Source organism: Microbulbifer sp. S227A, assembly GCF_049800935.1.
The window spans coordinates 487,622-503,829 of the sequence record NZ_JBNAFZ010000004.1 but is presented as its reverse complement, the minus strand read 5'-3'; the positions used below and the strand labels follow the sequence as shown (position 1 = coordinate 503,829).

Genomic DNA, 16,208 nt, shown 5'->3' with positions numbered 1-16,208 from the left:
TCAGAAAAAGGGAGAAAACGCCGCATTTGCAATGTGTTAGCGCAAACTGTGTCCGGTTGCGCTAACGCTTGCCCTGCGGGATCAATGCGTTAGGTTCGGAGCAAGGCCAAAGGGTAAGAGGGGCAGGGCATGAGTGGGCTTCTGGCATTGCTGGATGATGTTGCGGGAATCGCCAAGGTTGCGGCCGCGTCTGTGGATGATGTCGTGGCGGCCGCAGGCAAGGCCGGTGCCAAGACCGCGGGGGTGATCATCGATGACGCGGCGGTCACGCCGAAATACGTGCAAGGCTTTGCACCGGCACGCGAATTGCCGATCATATGGCGGATCGCACGCGGCTCGTTCTTCAACAAGCTGGTGCTTTTGCTGCCGGTGGCGATGCTGCTGGCCAATTTTGCGCCGTGGCTGATCACGCCGCTTTTGATGATCGGGGGCGCGTATCTGTGTTTCGAAGGGGCCGAAAAGGTATTCCACGCGCTGTTTCCGCATGGCGACGTACATGTGGCTGCGGATATGTCGGTCAAGGATCCGGGCCATCTGGAAGAGCAGAAGGTCAAGGGAGCGATCAAGACCGATTTCATCCTCTCAGCCGAGATCATGACCATTGCGCTGGCGGCAATCGAGGCTCCGAACGTCTGGATGCAGGCGGCGACGCTGGCGGTGGTCGGGGCCGGGGTGACTATTGCCGTTTATGGTGCGGTGGCGGTGATCGTGAAAATGGACGATGTCGGGTTGTACCTTGCCAAGCATGGCGGTTCCGGCGTGGGGCGGGCTTTTGGCCGGGGGCTGGTCAAGGCGATGCCGGTCCTGATGAAGGTCCTGTCGATTGTCGGGACGGCGGCGATGCTGTGGGTGGGCGGTTCGATCATCCTGCACGGGCTGGATGTGCTGGGCTTTCCCTGGCTCTATCATCACATTCACGATCTGGCCGTGGCCGCCGGGCATATGGTGTCCGAAGGCTGGACCGGTACGGTCGAGTGGAGCGCGACGGCGACGATGGACGGGATATTCGGGCTGGGGCTTGGCTTGCTCCTGATCCCTGTTGCCACGCGGATCGTTTCGCCGGTATTGGCGCGCTTGTCGGGCAAGGGCGACGCCTCGGCACATTGAGACCGGCGTGACGAAAAAGGCCGCTCCCGTTTTCGAGAGCGGCCATCGCGTTTACCAACGCCGGGCGGAGGTCAGCCCAGAAGGTCCTTGACCTTGGCAACGGTGGCCTCGGCGGTGATGCCGAATTTCTCGAACAGCTCTTCGGCCGGGGCAGACGCGCCAAAGCTGTCCATGCCGATGAAACCGGCCTTGGTCTCGCGGCCACGCTCGCCCAGCAACCAGCGATCCCAGCCCTGGCGCACCGCGGCTTCGATGCCGACCCGTACCGGTCCGGCAGGCAGCACGCGCTTGCGATAGGCTTCGTCCTGGTCCGCAAAGAGTTCCATGCAGGGCATCGACACCACCCGCGTACCGATGCCCTCGGCTTGCAGCATGTCACGCGCCTTCATGGCTACCGAGACTTCCGAGCCGGTGGCGATCAGGATCACCTGGCGCTTGCCTTCGGCCTCGGCCAGAACATAGGCGCCCTGTGCCGAGAGGTTCTTTTGCTTGTGTTCGGTGCGCACGGTGGGCAGGCCCTGGCGGGTCAGCGAGAGAACCGAAGGCGTGTTCTTGCTGGTCAGGGCAATTTCCCATGCCTCGGCGGTTTCGACCGTGTCGGCGGGGCGGAACACATAGGTGTTCGGGGTGGCGCGGCTGATGGCAAGATGTTCGACCGGCTGGTGGGTCGGACCGTCTTCGCCCAGCCCGATGCTGTCATGGGTCATGACGAACACGCTGGGGATTTTCATCAGCGCGGCCAGGCGCATCGACGGGCGGGCATAGTCGGTAAAGCACATGAAGGTACCGCCATAGGGGCGGATGCCGCCATGCAGCGCCATACCGTTCATCGCCGCCGCCATGCCGTGTTCGCGGATACCGTAATAGATATAGCGCCCTTTGCGATCCTCGGGCGAGAACACGCCCAGATCACCGGTCTTGGTGTTGTTCGAACCGGTCAGGTCGGCCGAGCCGCCGATGGTTTCCTTCATCACCGGGTTCACCACTTCGAGCACCATCTCGCTGGATTTGCGGGTGGCGACCTTTTGCGCGGCCTCGCTGGCCTGTTTCTTGAGCGCGCGGATCGTGGCCGACAGGCGCTTGGGCGCTTCAAAGGCATAGGCGCGGGTGAATTCATCACGGCGGCGTTCGGAGAGCTCTGCCAGACGGGTTTCCCAGGCCGCGCGTTCGGCTGCGCCACGGCTTCCGATGGCTTCCCATGCGGATTTGACATCATCGGGCACCACAAACGGTCCGGTGGTCCAGCCATAGGCCTGCTTGGCGGCGTTCAGCTGATCCGCGTCGGTCAGCGCGCCGTGCCCCTTGGACGTGTCCTGCGCTGCGTGGCCCAGGGCGATATGGGTCTTGCAGGCAATCATCGACGGCTTGCGCGATTTCCTGGCCGCGGTCAGGGCCTCGTCGATGGCGGCGGGGTCGTGGCCGTCAATCTCGATCACCTGCCAGCCTGCCGCCTTGAAGCGCGCAACCTGGTTGGTGTTGTCAGAGAGTTCCACCGTGCCGTCGATGGTGATGTTGTTGTTGTCCCAGAGCACGATCAGCTTGCCCAGTTGCAGACGCCCGGCAAGGCCGATGGCCTCGTGGCTGATGCCCTCCATGAGACAGCCATCACCGGCAATGACATAGGTGTGGTGATCGACCACTTTCTTGCCGAAACGCGCGCGTTGCGCCTCTTCTGCGATGGCAAAGCCCACGGAATTGGCGATGCCCTGACCCAGCGGCCCGGTGGTGGTTTCGATCCCCTTGGCCAGGAAATTCTCGGGGTGGCCGGCGGTCTTGGCGCCCCATTGGCGGAAGTTCTTGATCTCATCCAGCGTGATTTCGCTCGATCCAGTTAGGTAGAGCAGCGAATAGAGCAGCATCGAGCCGTGACCGGCAGACAGGATGAACCGGTCGCGATCGGCCCAGTCCGGCGCCGTGGCATCGAATTTGAGATGTTTTTCAAACAGGACGGTTGCAACATCGGCCATGCCCATCGGCATGCCGGAATGTCCTGAATTCGCCGCGTGGACGGCATCGAGCGTCAGGGCGCGGATGGCGGTTGCTTTTGACCAGTGGTCCGGGTTGGCGTTGCGCAATTCGGTAAGATCCACGTGGCGGCTCCTTTGGCTGTCAGTATCGTGTTCGCGGTAACTTCGACTGCTCAATAGCAGCCGCGTCCCAAAGATCAAGCGCTTGACCGGCGCGGTATTGCCCGCGCTTCAATGCGTGGGGGCAAGCCTTTGAAAGCAAAGGTCAGGAAAATTGCCTTGCCCTCGGGTTGGCTGCTAAGAATTGGGGAACAGGTTCGATTCGCCCGGTGCACGGTTCGCGGCGCGGGACAGGATCAAGGGACAAAACGTACGAGTGCGGAAATAGCGTACGAAAGGTGAGGGTCATGAGTCAGATCGAAGAATTGCAAAGCCGCATCACTCTGGCGATGGCGCGGATCGACGCCGGGGTCAGCGAGATCGCGGGACAGACAAGCGATGCGGCTCCGGGTCCGGACCTTGCGGCCGCGTTGGAAGAGGAACGGCGCGCCAGCGCGCATCTGGAAGACCGGTTGCGGGCGTTGCGTGCGGAACATGATGACCAGGTTGCCGCGCTCAGGGCCGATCTGGACCGTTCTGCCGAGATCGATGCGTTGAAGGACCAGATCGCCCAGTATGACCAGGCCATGGGGCAATTGGACATGGATTTGCAGCGGCTGCGCGAAGCCAACGAGCAATTGCGCAACAGCAATGCGGCGCTGCGCACGGCCAATGAAAACGGTGTCGGCAAGCCGCGGCTGATCAACAAGGCGATGCTGGCCGAGCTTGAGGCGTTGCGCGCCGCGCGCGCGGCCGAGGTGGCCGAGGTCGGCGTGGTTCTGGCCAAGCTGAAACCGCTGTTGAGCGAAGCAAATGGCGTGGCGCCTGCGGAGGACGTGTAATGCCCGAAGTTACCATTCACATCGGGGGCCGCCCCTTTAACGTTGCCTGCCAGGATGGCGAAGAAAGCTTTCTGCACTCCGCCGCCGGGATGCTGGACGAAGAGGCGCAGGTTCTTGCCGACCAGGTCGGCCGGATGCCCGAGGCGCGGATGCTGTTGATGGCGGGGCTGATGCTGGCGGACAAGACGGCGGCATCGGAAGACCGGGTGAAACAGCTTGAAACCGCCCTGGCCGAACGGCAGGCCGAACTTGAGCATTTGCGCGATGCGCCCAAACCCGCACCGGAGCGCGTCGAAGTTCCGGTGGTGCCGCAGGCGGTGACCGACACGCTGGCCGAACTCGCCGCGCGGGCCGAGGCATTGGCAAGCGAAATCGAGGAAAAGGCGCGCAAATGAGAGCGTATCTGGCTTTTGCGACGCTGCTCTGCGCACCGCTGGCCTCGACGGCGCAAGATGGCCCCGAGGTGTCGAGCCGAACCTATCAATGCGAACGCGGCGTCCTGTTGCCGGTTACTTTTGTCAATCCGCCGGACGGGGCGGGGCTAGCGGTCATGCATGTCGAGGGCAAGCAGGTTGCCATGCGTGCGCTGCCCGCAGCGTCCGGGGTGCGTTATGTCGCTTTTGATGAGCAGGACAGCTACCGGCTCTATACCAAGGGGGACGAGGGTTTTGTCATGCACATGGCCGCGGATCACACCGCCGAGGAAATTCCGGTTTTGCGCGGTTGCGTGACGATCACACCATAGGCGACGGACCACCCGCACAATTTCAGGTGCCCGAAAAACAAAACCGCCCCGAAACGGGGCGGTGATGGCGTTCTGTCGTGATCCCCGGAATCAGCCGTTGGCTTCGCGGATCTTGTCCGCCGCGTCCTTGTCAAAGGTCACGCCCTTGTCCTGGAACAGCGTGTCGAGCTCGCCGGACAGGGTCATCTCGGTGACGATGTCACAACCGCCGACAAATTCGCCCTTGACGTATAGCTGGGGCACGGTGGGCCAGTCGGAGAAATCCTTGATCCCCTGGCGCATGGATTCATCCGCCAGCACGTTCACATCGGCATATTGCACGCCCATGTAGTTCAGCACCCCCGCCACGCGCGAGGAAAACCCGCATTGCGGCATTTCCTTGGTGCCTTTCATAAAGAGCACTACGTCGTTGCTGGTGACGGTATCCTTGATTTGGGTTGCGATGTCGCTCATTTCGCTATCCTTGTCTCGCGCCATGCCCCGTAGGGGCGCGCATTTCGGTTGTCCGTGGTTCGGCAGATCGGTGATCTGTCGCAATCGGTTCGTTCGGTTACGCCGGGACCTTGGTGGTCAATGCCAGCGCGTGCAATTCCCCGCTTGAGCCGTCCATCTTGCCCTTGAGGGCCGCATAGACCGCGCGTTGCTGCTGCACCCGGTTCTGGCCGCGAAAACTCTCGTCAATGACTTCGGCGGCATAATGATTGCCGTCACCCGCCAGGTCGGTGATCGAGATCTTGGCATCGGGAAAGCTTGCGCGGATCAGTTCTTCGATTTCATGGGCCTGCATTGCCATGTGGTGCGTCGCTCCTGCTGGTTCGGTCTAGATTTAGGGTGATGCCGCTCAGGGCGCAAGGGATTGCGTGGTCACAACCGGTTCGCAATGGCCCGGTGCCGCCATGGGAAGGCGAAGGGCTAGGGGCGCAGGCGCTTGGCAAACCCTGCCGGATCGTCCTGCATCTGTCGCAGGATCAATTCGGCCCAACAGGTCATCAATCGCAGGGTTTCGGGGGCAAAATGGTCTTCTGCCTCCAGGCTCTGCGGGTCGGCCACGGTCTCGTCGCCGGCGGCCAGAAGTGCTGGCAGGAAACAGGGGTCGCCGATCCAACGGGCGTCCATCTGTTCGGCGTCGTCGCGATAGCGGGCCTGGAACCAGTCACAGAGCGCGCGGGACAGGCGGAGCTTTTCGAACGGGCGTTGTGACGGTGCGGCGTGCAGCAGCCGACCGAATTGTTTGCCGAACGGAATGGCCGAGGGGTGTTCCGGGCCCAACTGCTCGGCAAAGCGGCGTTGCAGCAGGCGCATCAGGGCGAGATCGGCAAGGGACAGAGACGGGTTGGCATCGGTGGTGTCGCCAAGCTCGTAAGCGCCATCGCCCAGGATCAGCCGCAGGAAGTCGTGCCGCACATCGCCACCGGCCAGACGGTTGCGGGTGAACGGGCGCACGATCAGCCGGTCGCCAAACGCGTCGCGCCAGCGTTGCAGCCGCGAGACATAGTCGAGCCGCCCGAGGCGATCCATTCGGGAGGCAAAGTCCTGCATGTCGCCAATCGTGTGGCCGTTCTTGAGGTTCTCGGCAAACTGCGACAGGAAACGCCCGGCATGGGGGCGCACATAGGCGACGACGCGCAGGCTGTCGGCATGGTCGGGAATGTGCTGGCGCAGCACATCGGCGACCCGGTCGGGGGCAGAAAATTCGAACAGCTCGGTCGAGATCACCGCCACGTCCCAGTCGGTCGCGGCAAGGGTGCGCCCGATATTGCCCCAGCGTTTGTCCCGCAGATGCTTGTGCGTGGTCAGCGAGCGGGCCAGCATCCCGTGCTGCATCGGGCGCGGCATCAACAGGCGGGTGCCCGGCGTCACAAGACCGGACCCCGCCAACATGGTCTGCAAGGTGGTCGATCCGGTCTTGCAATCGCCGATATGCAGGTAAAGCTGCTGCGTCATCCCTTAGCTGAGCGCGTCGTGAAACGCGCTGCGATAGGTTTGTGCCAGCTCGGACAGCGGTGCGGATGCCGCCCCGATCTGCACCGTATCGCCGGTAAACCGGCCCACGGATGCCACGGTGACGCCGGCCTGCCCGGCGGCGATCATCAGCGCCTCGGCCTGGTCGAAGTTGCAGGCCACGAGATAGCGCGCCTGATCCTCGCCAAACAGGAACTGGGTCGAGGCGTCGTCAAGCTGTACACCGACACAAGCGCGTTCGGCGAGCTCAAAGGCCGCAAGCGCCAGCCCGCCATCCGAGAGATCGGTACAGGCGGTGACCAGTTCGCGATTGTCGCGGATGAATTCGCCGTTGCGTTTCTCCGCCTCCAGATCGACCGCCGGTGCGTCCCCTTCCTCGCGGTTGAAAACTTCGGCGAGCAGGGCGGACTGGCCCAGATGCCCGGCGGTTTCCCCGATCAGGATCGCCACATGCCCATCGCGCACGTCGCAGCCGATGATGTCGTCGGTATGGTCGAGCAGCCCGACAGCCCCGATCGTCGGGGTGGGCAGGATCGCGGCACCATCAGTTTCGTTATAGAGCGACACGTTGCCTGACACGATCGGCATGTCGAGCGCCAAACAGGCCGCCCCGATGCCCTTGAGCGCGCCGACGAACTGGCCCATGATCTCGGGCTTTTCCGGGTTGCCGAAATTCAGGTTGTCGGTGGTGGCGAGCGGGCGCGCACCCACCGCGCACAGGTTGCGCCAGGCCTCGGCAACCGCCTGTTTGCCGCCTTCTTCCGGGTTGGCGCGCACATAGCGCGGGGTCACGTCGCTGGTAAAGGCCAGCGCCTTGTCGCTGCCATGCACACGCACGATGCCGGAACCCAGCCCGGGAGTCCGGGCGGTGTCGGCCATGACCATGGTGTCATATTGTTCATAGACCCATTGCTTGGCTGCATAGTTGGGCGAAGAGATCAGCGCCCGCAACCCGTCGATCGGATCGATGCCGGGCACATCGGCAAGGGACTCGGCGGCGGGGGTCGGAACCCAGGGGCGATCATATTCCGGCGCAGAGCCCGACAGCGTCGCAAGCGGCAGATCGGCCATGACCTTGCCCTGATGTTCGATGATGAACCGGTCTTCGGCGATGGTTTCACCGACGATGGCAAAATCGAGATCCCACTTTTCGAACACGGCGCGGGCCTCGGCCTCGAGCTCGGGGTTCAGCACCATCAGCATCCGTTCCTGCGATTCCGACAGCATCATTTCATAGGCGGTCATGTTCGGTTCACGCTGTGGCACCGCGTCCAGATTGAGCCGCACACCAAGGCCACCCTTGTCGCCCATCTCGACCGCCGAACAGGTCAGCCCCGCCGCGCCCATGTCCTGGATCGAGACAACCGCGCCGGTCTGCATCAGTTCGAGCGTGGCCTCCATCAGCCGCTTTTCGGTGAACGGGTCGCCGACCTGTACGGTGGGGCGCTTTTCCTCGATGGTGTCGTCGAACTCGGCGCTGGCCATCGTCGCGCCGCCAACCCCGTCACGGCCGGTCTTGGCCCCGAGATACACAACCGGGCGGCCGACACCGCTGGCGGCGGAATAGAAAATCTTGTCGCTGTCGGCGAGACCGGCGGCAAAGGCATTCACCAGGCAGTTGCCGTTATAGGCGGGGTGAAAGCGCACTTCTCCCCCCACGGTCGGAACGCCGAAACAATTGCCATACCCGCCGATGCCTTCGACCACGCCATTGACCAGCTGCCGGGTCTTGTGGTGGTCGGTTGCGCCAAAGCTCAGCGAGTTCATCGCCGCGATCGGGCGCGCGCCCATGGTGAACACGTCGCGCAGGATACCGCCAACACCGGTCGCGGCCCCCTGGTAGGGTTCGATATAGGACGGGTGGTTGTGGCTTTCCATCTTGAACACCACCGCCTGGCCATCGCCGATATCGACCACGCCGGCATTCTCGCCGGGGCCACAGATCACCTGCGGTCCCGAGGTGGGAAGCGTGCGCAGCCATTTCTTGGACGACTTGTAGGAACAATGTTCATTCCACATGGCCGAAAAGATGCCGAGCTCGGTAAAGGTGGGCTCGCGGTTCAGAATGCGCAGGATCTCGGCGTATTCGTCGGGTTTCAGCCCGTGGTTTTCGATCAGCTCAGGCGTGATGGCAGGCTCTTGCATCCGGTCTTTCCCCAGGGTGGCGTGATTGCGCCGTTGTTAGTGCAAGCCGCGTCCGGGGAAAAGCCCTGTTCCCAACTTGTCGCGATTGCGGGGCCGATACCGGGGTGGGACAGTCACGTGAAACGCCGCCCCGCGATGAAACGGGGCGGCGTTGCTTTGCGCGTCGGCCATGGCACCGCCAGCCGGCGCGGGGGTCACTTCTTGGCGTTCTGATCCTCGATCTGGGCCTGCACCACGCCACCGGCCCCGGCGGCGATGGCCTGTTTCTCGGCGTCGCTCAGGTCGTCGTCGTGATCCAGCCCCGGAATGGCAACGCGTACTTCGCGGCGGGCAAACTCGATGCCGTTTTCGGCGAATTCCTTGCGCACGCGATTGTAGATTTCCTTGCGGATGGTGAATTGCGTGCCGGGCTTGGCCATGAACTTGCCGCGCATGACGATGCCGACATCATCGAATTGCAGCACGCCCTGGCTCTTGAACGGCTCGAGGAAATCGTCCTTGAACAGTTCGTCCTGCATCATCTCGGCCCCGATCTTCTTGAAGATCTTCTTGACCTTGTTGGGGTCGGTGTCGAAGGGCACGGTGAACATGAGTTTCATGATGACCCAGTCGCGGCTGAAATTGGTGACTTTCTCGACGCTGCCATATGGGATGGTGTGCACGTTGCCGCGATGATGGCGCAGCTGCATCGAGCGGATCGAGATTTTCTCGACCGAGCCCATGGTGCCGCCGACATCGACATATTCCCCGACGCGAAAGGCGTCATCGATCAGGAAGAAGATGCCCGAGACGATATCGGTCACCAGCTTTTGCGCACCAAAACCGATGGCGAGGCCAAGAATGCCGGCCCCGGCCAGCAGCGGGGTGATGTCGATGCCCAGCGATCCGACCGCGAGCAGCGTGAAGATGACGGCAATGGCGATCTGCGCGCTCAGCCGCAACAGCGGCAACACCGTGGCCAGGCGCGAACCGCCGGCACCGCCGCCTTCGCCCCCTGCCGAGTCTTCGCTGACCGGTCCGGCGCTGGTCTGTTCCTTGGCCAGTTTGCGGTTGATCCACAGCGAGACAACCTCAAAGACGACGTAACCGACCGCCAGCGTCATCAGGAATTCGACCAGCCGCGCGCCAAAGCCTTGGCGTTGCGCGGTGAAATCGGCGATGTCCATATCCCAGCTGTTGGCGACCAGCACGAGCACCAGCCCGCCAATCAGCACCCGACCGATGCGGATATAGCTGCGCTTGGTGGCGCGATAGGCTTTCTCGGCGATCGGGCCCTGTCCGATCATCGGCGGCACCAGGTGGCGCACCAGCCCCCGCACCAGCATGTCGAGCGTCGGGGCAAGGATGAGCCAGAACATCGTGGTGTAATGCGCCCCCTGAAGCAGCAGCGCGATGTTTCCAAGCCCGGTCATCGTGGTGACGAGCACCCACATGCCTGCGGCCACGGCCATCACGTAATAGGGATAGTTGCGCGCGACCATTTCGTCATAGTCCGTGCGGTCCGGATCAGAACCGCGCATCAGCTGGACCAGACCGTCGCGCGCGGTCCAGGCGATGATGACGATATAGATATAGACCGCGGTATCGAGCCAGAAGCCCAGACGCGTTTCGGCCAGCGGCTGGCCGGCATTGATGTTGAAGCTGACCGCGAAGATGGTGAATCCCGACAGCAGGATCAGGCCGATGAGGTGGCGATGCAGGTAGCGCGCCCAGGTGTCGTCAAGGCTGACAAGGCGCAGTTTGGGCTGCCGGGGTGCGAGAACCAGGCGCGACACAGCCGCGGCAAGCCGGGGCCACCAGACCAGGTAGGTCACAAGCGGGGCGGCAAAGCTCAGCTGTTGTGCATCCAGCAGCGCGCGCCCGACCATGCGGATGGTAAAGTAGAAGATGATCAGGCCGAAAATTTCGCGCATGAACCGCCGGAAGAGGAAATTTACCGACTCCGACAGGGTCGCGGTGTCCGATTGCGGGATGCTGCGTTGCCAGCGTTTGGTCAGGCGCTCGGCCAGGAATTCCACGGCAAAGCCGATGGCCAGGGCAATTGCGGTGAGGCCGAGCATCTTGAACACGCCGCTGGCACCGCCGAAATTGGCCATGAAGCTCGATATGGCCTGTCCCTGTTTCTGGAACAGCGTGGGAAGCTTGACGATCGCGTCCAGCGGGTTTGAATAGAACGCCGTCCAGAGCGTGTTGAGCCGTGCAAACACACCGGTATTTGCGGGGGCGCTGGCCTCGGCCTCGGCGGCGGCGACCGCATCGAGCCGGTCCAGCAGCATGTCGCGCACCTGGTCATCGGACATCCGCGCGACCATCTCGCGCACGGCATCCTGTGTCAGGGGATCGGGAAGTTGCGCCGCCGGGGTCTCTTCGCTGCCGGACGTGCCGCCTACCGAGGCGAGCGCCTGGCTATGTGCGTCGGTTGCCATTGTCTGGAATGCAAGGATGGCGAACACAATTGCGCACATGCGCGAAACAAGACCCATGATACAACTCCCGTTTGAAGAATGGCGATCAATATCCACTTCATTGGCGCGAGTTGGCTGAAATTTCAACAGAATTGGCAAATAGCGGTTCCGCCCGCGCGCCAGTGTTGCCATGACGGGACGGGGTTGCGGAAAAAAAGAGGCCGAGCACTAAGCTCGGCCAAAGTCCAACAGGGAGGTATGAAGTGATGAGCTTTTAGGCATCAATCGCTTCATGCGTCCAACTAGGCGTCGATTTCTGTTCGATCAAGGCCCATATTGCCGCACCATGAGCAATGCCGCTATGCGATTTCTGCATGCCTTACTCTTTTTCCAGTGATCTCAGGTGTTTACGGTAGGTGATGATTTCTTCCTGAACAAAGTCCCGAAACGCCGCGATCCGCTGGGATTGGCGCAATTCCTCGGGATAGGCGAGAAAGACGGGCACATCCGCCGACTCAATCTCGGGTAGAACCCGGACCAGTTGCGGAAAATCGTGGGTTACATAGTCGGGCAGCACGCCGATGCCCACATTGTGCAGCACACCTTGCAGCACGCCGAAATAGTTGTTGATCGTCAGCGTCGAGTGCGGGTTGTGGGTCATCAGAGATTGCACCAGGGTTGCGCCGGCCATGGCCTGCGCGGCGTCGGTGTTCTGGCAGATCAGGCGGTGGTCGGCGATATCTTCGATGCTGGTGGGCGTGCCGTTCTGGTCGAGATATTCGCGTGATGCATACAACAACATCTGAACCGACATCAGGCGCTTGCGGATCAGGTCGGCCTGGCTGGGTTCTTTCATGCGGATGGCGACATCGGCCTCGCGCATGGGCAGATCGAGAACCCGCTCGTCCAGGATCAGGTCGACCTTGAGCTCCGGGTAGCGTTCGTAAAGCTTGGGTAGGCGCGGCGCGAGCCAGAGCAGGCCAAAGCCGAATGTCGTGGTGACCCGTAGTTCTCCAAAGACTTCTTCCTCGCTGTCCTTGATGCGGGCGGCAGCGGTTTCCAGCCGTTTGGACATGGAATTGGTGGCATCAAACAGCAATTCGCCCTGTTCCGTAAGGATCAGCCCCCGCGCGTGGCGGTGAAACAGCGTGGCACCCAGGCTGTCTTCAAGCGCGCGGATTTGCCGGCTGACCGCCGATTGCGAGAGGTTCAGCCGGTCTCCCGCATGTGTCAGGCTGCCAGCATCGGCAACGGCGTGAAAAATTCTGAGCTTGTCCCAATCCATTCGAGAAGCCTTTGATCCATTGCATTGCCCTATAAGAAAGGCCGGTATGCCCTCCATGCAATAGTCGTAACGTCACGGCAATCGTCTTTTTGGGCTATACAGGTCAGGAATTATGACCTATTATCGGGATAGCCAGCACAATCATGTATAGCGGGGAGGCCGACATGAGCACGCAAAAGATCTCGTTGAACGATCGTTACGACCTGAGCAAGAGCCCGATCATGCTGAACGGGACGCAGGCCCTGGTGCGGCTGATGCTGATGCAGAGTGCGCGTGACAAGGCGGCGGGTCTGAACACGGCGGGGTTCGTGACCGGTTATCGCGGCTCTCCGCTCGGGGCGGTCGATCTGCAGATGCAGCGTGCGGCGAAACCGCTGGCCGAACATGACGTGACCTTTCAACTGGGGCTGAACGAAGATCTCGCGGCGACCGCACTCTGGGGCAGCCAACAGGCGGAACTGCGCGGCGATGGCAAATATGACGGCGTGTTTGGCCTGTGGTACGGCAAGGGGCCGGGCATCGACCGTTCCGGTGACCCGATGAAACATGCCAACATGGCCGGCAGCAGCCCGCATGGCGGCGTGCTGATGGCGATGGGCGACGATCACACGGGTGAATCGAGCACCGTGCTGCACCAGAGCGAATGGGCGCTGGTCGATGCCTATATGCCGGTGGTCAGCCCGGCGGGCGTTCAGGAAATTCTCGACTACGGTATCTATGGCTATGCATTGTCGCGGTTCTCGGGGCTTTGGGTCGGCCTGAAAACCATGAAGGACACCATCGAGGTCACGTCGATCGTTGACGGCGACCCCGAGCGTATGAAGCTTGTCACCCCCGAATTCGACATGCCCGATGGCGGCCTGAACATCCGTCTGGTCGACACGCCCACCGCACAGGAAGCGCGGGTCATTGATTACAAGCGCTTTGCCGCCGAGGCCTTTGCCCGTGCCAACCGCATCGACAAGCGGGTCTGGGGCAAGCCCGGAGCCAAGATCGGTTTTGTCGCGGCTGGTAAGAACTGGCTCGATCTGGTGCATGCGATGTCGCTGCTCAATATCGACGAGAACGAGGCCGAGCGCCTGGGGATCACCACCTACAAGGTCGGCCAGACCTTTCCGCTCGACATGGACAGCTTTCATGAATGGGCCGACGGCCTTGAATTGATCGTGGTGGTCGAGGAAAAGCGCAAGCTGATCGAGGTGCAGGTCAAGGAAGCGATCTTTGACGACCGTGGCGGTCGCCGGGTCTATGGCTGGCACAAGGGTGACACATGGGAGCACGGACGCCGCCTGGAGCTGTTCCCGACCCGTGGCGCGCTGGACCCGATCATGATCGCCGAGAAGCTGGGCGAGATCCTGATGGAAGAGGGGCGCGAAACCGATGGCATTCGCGCCGGCATGGCAACGCTGAGCGATGCGCGGCGCAATGACAACGCCGAAGAGATCGCCGCGCGCCTGCCGTATTTCTGTTCGGGCTGCCCGCATAACAGCTCGACCAAGCTGCCCGATGGCAGCCGGGCTTATGCCGGGATCGGCTGTCACTATATGGCGCAGTGGATGGACCGTTCGACCGTCGGGTTCACCCATATGGGCGGCGAGGGGGTCAACTGGATCGGCGAAGCGCCGTTTTCCAAGACCAAGCACGTGTTCCAGAACCTCGGAGACGGAACCTATAACCACTCCGGCATCCAGGCGATCCGCGCCGCACATGCCTCCAAGACCAACATCACCTACAAGATCCTGTATAACGACGCGGTGGCGATGACCGGCGGCCAGGACAACGAGGGCGATCTGGACGCGCCGCGTATCGCGCGTGAGCTCAAGGCCATCGGGATCGAACGGGTCGCCGTGGTCTATGACGAAAAGGAAGAGCCGGCGCGCGACGGTTTTCCCAAGGGGCTGGAATGGCACGAACGGGCCGATATGGACGCGGTGCAGCGCGAATATCGCGAGATCGAGGGTGTCAGCGCCATCATCTATATCCAGACCTGCGCCGCGGAAAAACGCCGTCGGCGCAAGCGGGGGCAATTCCCCGACCCGGACAAGCGGGTGTTCATCAATACCGATATCTGCGAGGGCTGTGGCGATTGCGGTATCCAGTCGAACTGTGTTTCGATCGTGCCGGTCGAGACCGAGCTGGGCCGCAAGCGGGCGATCGACCAGTCCAGCTGCAACAAGGATTTCTCTTGTCTCAAGGGGTTCTGCCCGTCGTTCGTGACGCTGGAGGGGGCCAAGATCAAGAAAGAGGCCACCACCGAACTGACCCTGCCGGACCTGCCGGAACCGGACCTGCCCGAAATCGACGGCACCCATAACGTGGTGATCACCGGCGTCGGGGGGACCGGGGTTGTGACCATCGGGGCGCTGCTGGCGCAGGCGGCCCAGATCGATGGCAAGGGGGCCGGGATGATGGAAATGGCCGGCCTCGCCCAGAAGGGCGGCGCGGTTCACATCCATTGCCGGCTGGCCAACAAGCCCGAAGACATCAGCGCCATCCGGGTTGCCACCGGCGAGGCACATGCGCTGATCGGTGGCGACCTCGTGGTCAGTGCCGGGTCCAAGACGCTGGGCCTGACCAAGACCGGACAGACCGGGGCCGTGGTGAACAGCCACGAGATCATCACCGGGGATTTCACCCGCAACACCGAGTTTGCATTGCCGTTCGACCGGCTGGAGCTGGCGTTGCAGGCGCGGATCAAGGAGCGGCTCGATCTTTTTGACGCGTCGGATCTGGCGCGGGCCACCCTGGGCGATTCGATCTTTTCCAACATGATGGTGTTCGGCGGTGCCTGGCAGCGCGGGCTGATCCCGCTGAGCTATGAGGCGATCACCGGTGCCATTCAGCTGAACGGGGCCGCGGTGGAGCGCAACCTGCGGGCGTTCGAAATCGGTCGCTGGGCGGTGCTTTATCCCGAAGAGGCCGCGGGATTGTCGCAGCCCAAGGTGATCGAACTGCCCAAGACGCTGGATGAAACGATTGCCTATCGCGCCGATCACCTGACACAGTACCAGAACAAGCGGCTGGCCATGCGCTATCGTAGGATGCTGGACGGGATCGAGAATTCGGAGCTGAAGGAGGCGGTTGCCAAAGGCTATCACAAGCTGTTGTCCTACAAGGACGAATACGAGGTTGCGCGCCTCTTGCTGAGCAGTCAGGAAAAGGCGGCAGCCGAGTTTGACGGCGATTTCAAGATGACATTCCACCTGGCCCCGCCGATGCTTGGGGGCAAGGGCTCGGATGGACGCCCCAAAAAGCGCGAGTTCGGCGCGTGGATGCAGACGCCGCTCAGGTTGCTGCGCGGGCTCAAGATGCTGCGCGGCACGCCGCTGGATGTGTTCGGATATAGCGAAGAACGCAAAATGGAACGGGCGCTGATCCGGCAATATGAAAGCGACATGGCGGACATCCTGTCCAAGGTGACGCCGCAAACGATGGATGTCGCGGTGGCGCTGGCGCGGTTGCCGCTGGACATTCGTGGGTTCGGTCCGGTCAAGATCGCGAACGAAGCCAAGGCGGCGAAACGGCGCGAGGAATTGCTGGCGGCATTCCGCAGCGGCGGGCCGAAAATGTCCGAGGCCGCGGAATAGGAAAACTGTTACAAAACTGATATACGCGGCCCGACAGGACAGGCACCTGGGGGTGCCCAACGAT

The 16,208-nt window shown here is 62.2% G+C and carries 12 protein-coding genes; 5 read left to right on the top strand and 7 right to left on the bottom strand.

Annotated elements, in window-relative coordinates:
- Positions 1-129: 129 nt before the first annotated feature.
- Positions 130-1,107 (top strand): DUF808 domain-containing protein, encoded by a 978-nt coding sequence (locus tag ACP15R_RS12865; RefSeq protein ID WP_424986818.1) that lies wholly within the window; start codon positions 130-132, stop codon positions 1,105-1,107.
- A 71-nt stretch (positions 1,108-1,178) separates the two neighbouring features.
- Here ACP15R_RS12865 and tkt read toward each other — a convergent pair whose 3' ends face one another.
- Positions 1,179-3,197 carry a transketolase gene (gene tkt, locus ACP15R_RS12860; RefSeq protein WP_424986817.1) on the bottom strand — a complete coding sequence of 673 codons (2,019 nt, stop codon included), beginning with the start codon at positions 3,195-3,197 and terminating at the stop codon, positions 1,179-1,181.
- A gap of 284 nt (positions 3,198-3,481) precedes the next feature.
- Between tkt and ACP15R_RS12855 the strand changes: the two genes are divergently transcribed.
- From ACP15R_RS12855 to ACP15R_RS12845, 3 genes are read left to right on the top strand one after another with little or no spacing between them, the layout of a single operon-like run.
- Positions 3,482-4,015, top strand: coding sequence for a hypothetical protein (locus ACP15R_RS12855; RefSeq protein ID WP_424986816.1), 534 nt, complete (start codon positions 3,482-3,484; stop codon positions 4,013-4,015).
- Positions 4,015-4,410: a cell division protein ZapA gene (locus ACP15R_RS12850; protein WP_424986815.1), complete on the top strand. Its 396-nt coding sequence runs from the start codon at positions 4,015-4,017 to the stop codon at positions 4,408-4,410. Before ACP15R_RS12855 ends, ACP15R_RS12850 begins: the two co-directional genes overlap by 1 nt.
- The gene (locus tag ACP15R_RS12845; RefSeq protein ID WP_424986814.1) at positions 4,407-4,760 is read left to right on the top strand and encodes an MliC family protein; all 354 of its coding nucleotides are present in this window, start codon (positions 4,407-4,409) and stop codon (positions 4,758-4,760) included. Before ACP15R_RS12850 ends, ACP15R_RS12845 begins: the two co-directional genes overlap by 4 nt.
- A 90-nt stretch (positions 4,761-4,850) precedes the next feature.
- On the opposite strand, the gene grxD is transcribed toward ACP15R_RS12845, so the two are convergent.
- From grxD to ACP15R_RS12815, 6 genes are all read right to left on the bottom strand, one after another.
- Entirely contained in the window at positions 4,851-5,213 is a 363-nt protein-coding gene (gene grxD / locus ACP15R_RS12840; protein ID WP_424986813.1) for a Grx4 family monothiol glutaredoxin, read from the bottom strand.
- 97 nt (positions 5,214-5,310) lie between these two features.
- Positions 5,311-5,553 carry a BolA/IbaG family iron-sulfur metabolism protein gene (locus ACP15R_RS12835; protein WP_424986812.1) on the bottom strand — a complete coding sequence of 81 codons (243 nt, stop codon included), beginning with the start codon at positions 5,551-5,553 and terminating at the stop codon, positions 5,311-5,313.
- Between the two features lie 119 nt (positions 5,554-5,672).
- Positions 5,673-6,704 carry a hypothetical protein gene (locus ACP15R_RS12830; protein WP_424986811.1) on the bottom strand — a complete coding sequence of 344 codons (1,032 nt, stop codon included), beginning with the start codon at positions 6,702-6,704 and terminating at the stop codon, positions 5,673-5,675.
- A 3-nt stretch (positions 6,705-6,707) separates the two neighbouring features.
- Positions 6,708-8,867, bottom strand: a complete 2,160-nt coding sequence (purL, locus tag ACP15R_RS12825) for a phosphoribosylformylglycinamidine synthase subunit PurL (RefSeq protein WP_424986810.1) — start codon at positions 8,865-8,867, stop codon at positions 6,708-6,710.
- 194 nt (positions 8,868-9,061) lie between these two features.
- The gene (locus tag ACP15R_RS12820) at positions 9,062-11,350 is read right to left on the bottom strand and encodes a mechanosensitive ion channel domain-containing protein (protein WP_424986809.1); all 2,289 of its coding nucleotides are present in this window, start codon (positions 11,348-11,350) and stop codon (positions 9,062-9,064) included.
- Between the two features lie 301 nt (positions 11,351-11,651).
- Positions 11,652-12,557, bottom strand: coding sequence for a LysR family transcriptional regulator (locus ACP15R_RS12815; protein WP_424986808.1), 906 nt, complete (start codon positions 12,555-12,557; stop codon positions 11,652-11,654).
- Positions 12,558-12,721: 164 nt separating this feature from the next.
- Here ACP15R_RS12815 and ACP15R_RS12810 point away from each other — a divergent pair, with 164 nt between their 5' ends.
- Positions 12,722-16,144: an indolepyruvate ferredoxin oxidoreductase family protein gene (locus ACP15R_RS12810; RefSeq protein ID WP_424986807.1), complete on the top strand. Its 3,423-nt coding sequence runs from the start codon at positions 12,722-12,724 to the stop codon at positions 16,142-16,144.
- The last annotated feature ends 64 nt before the right edge of the window (positions 16,145-16,208 follow it).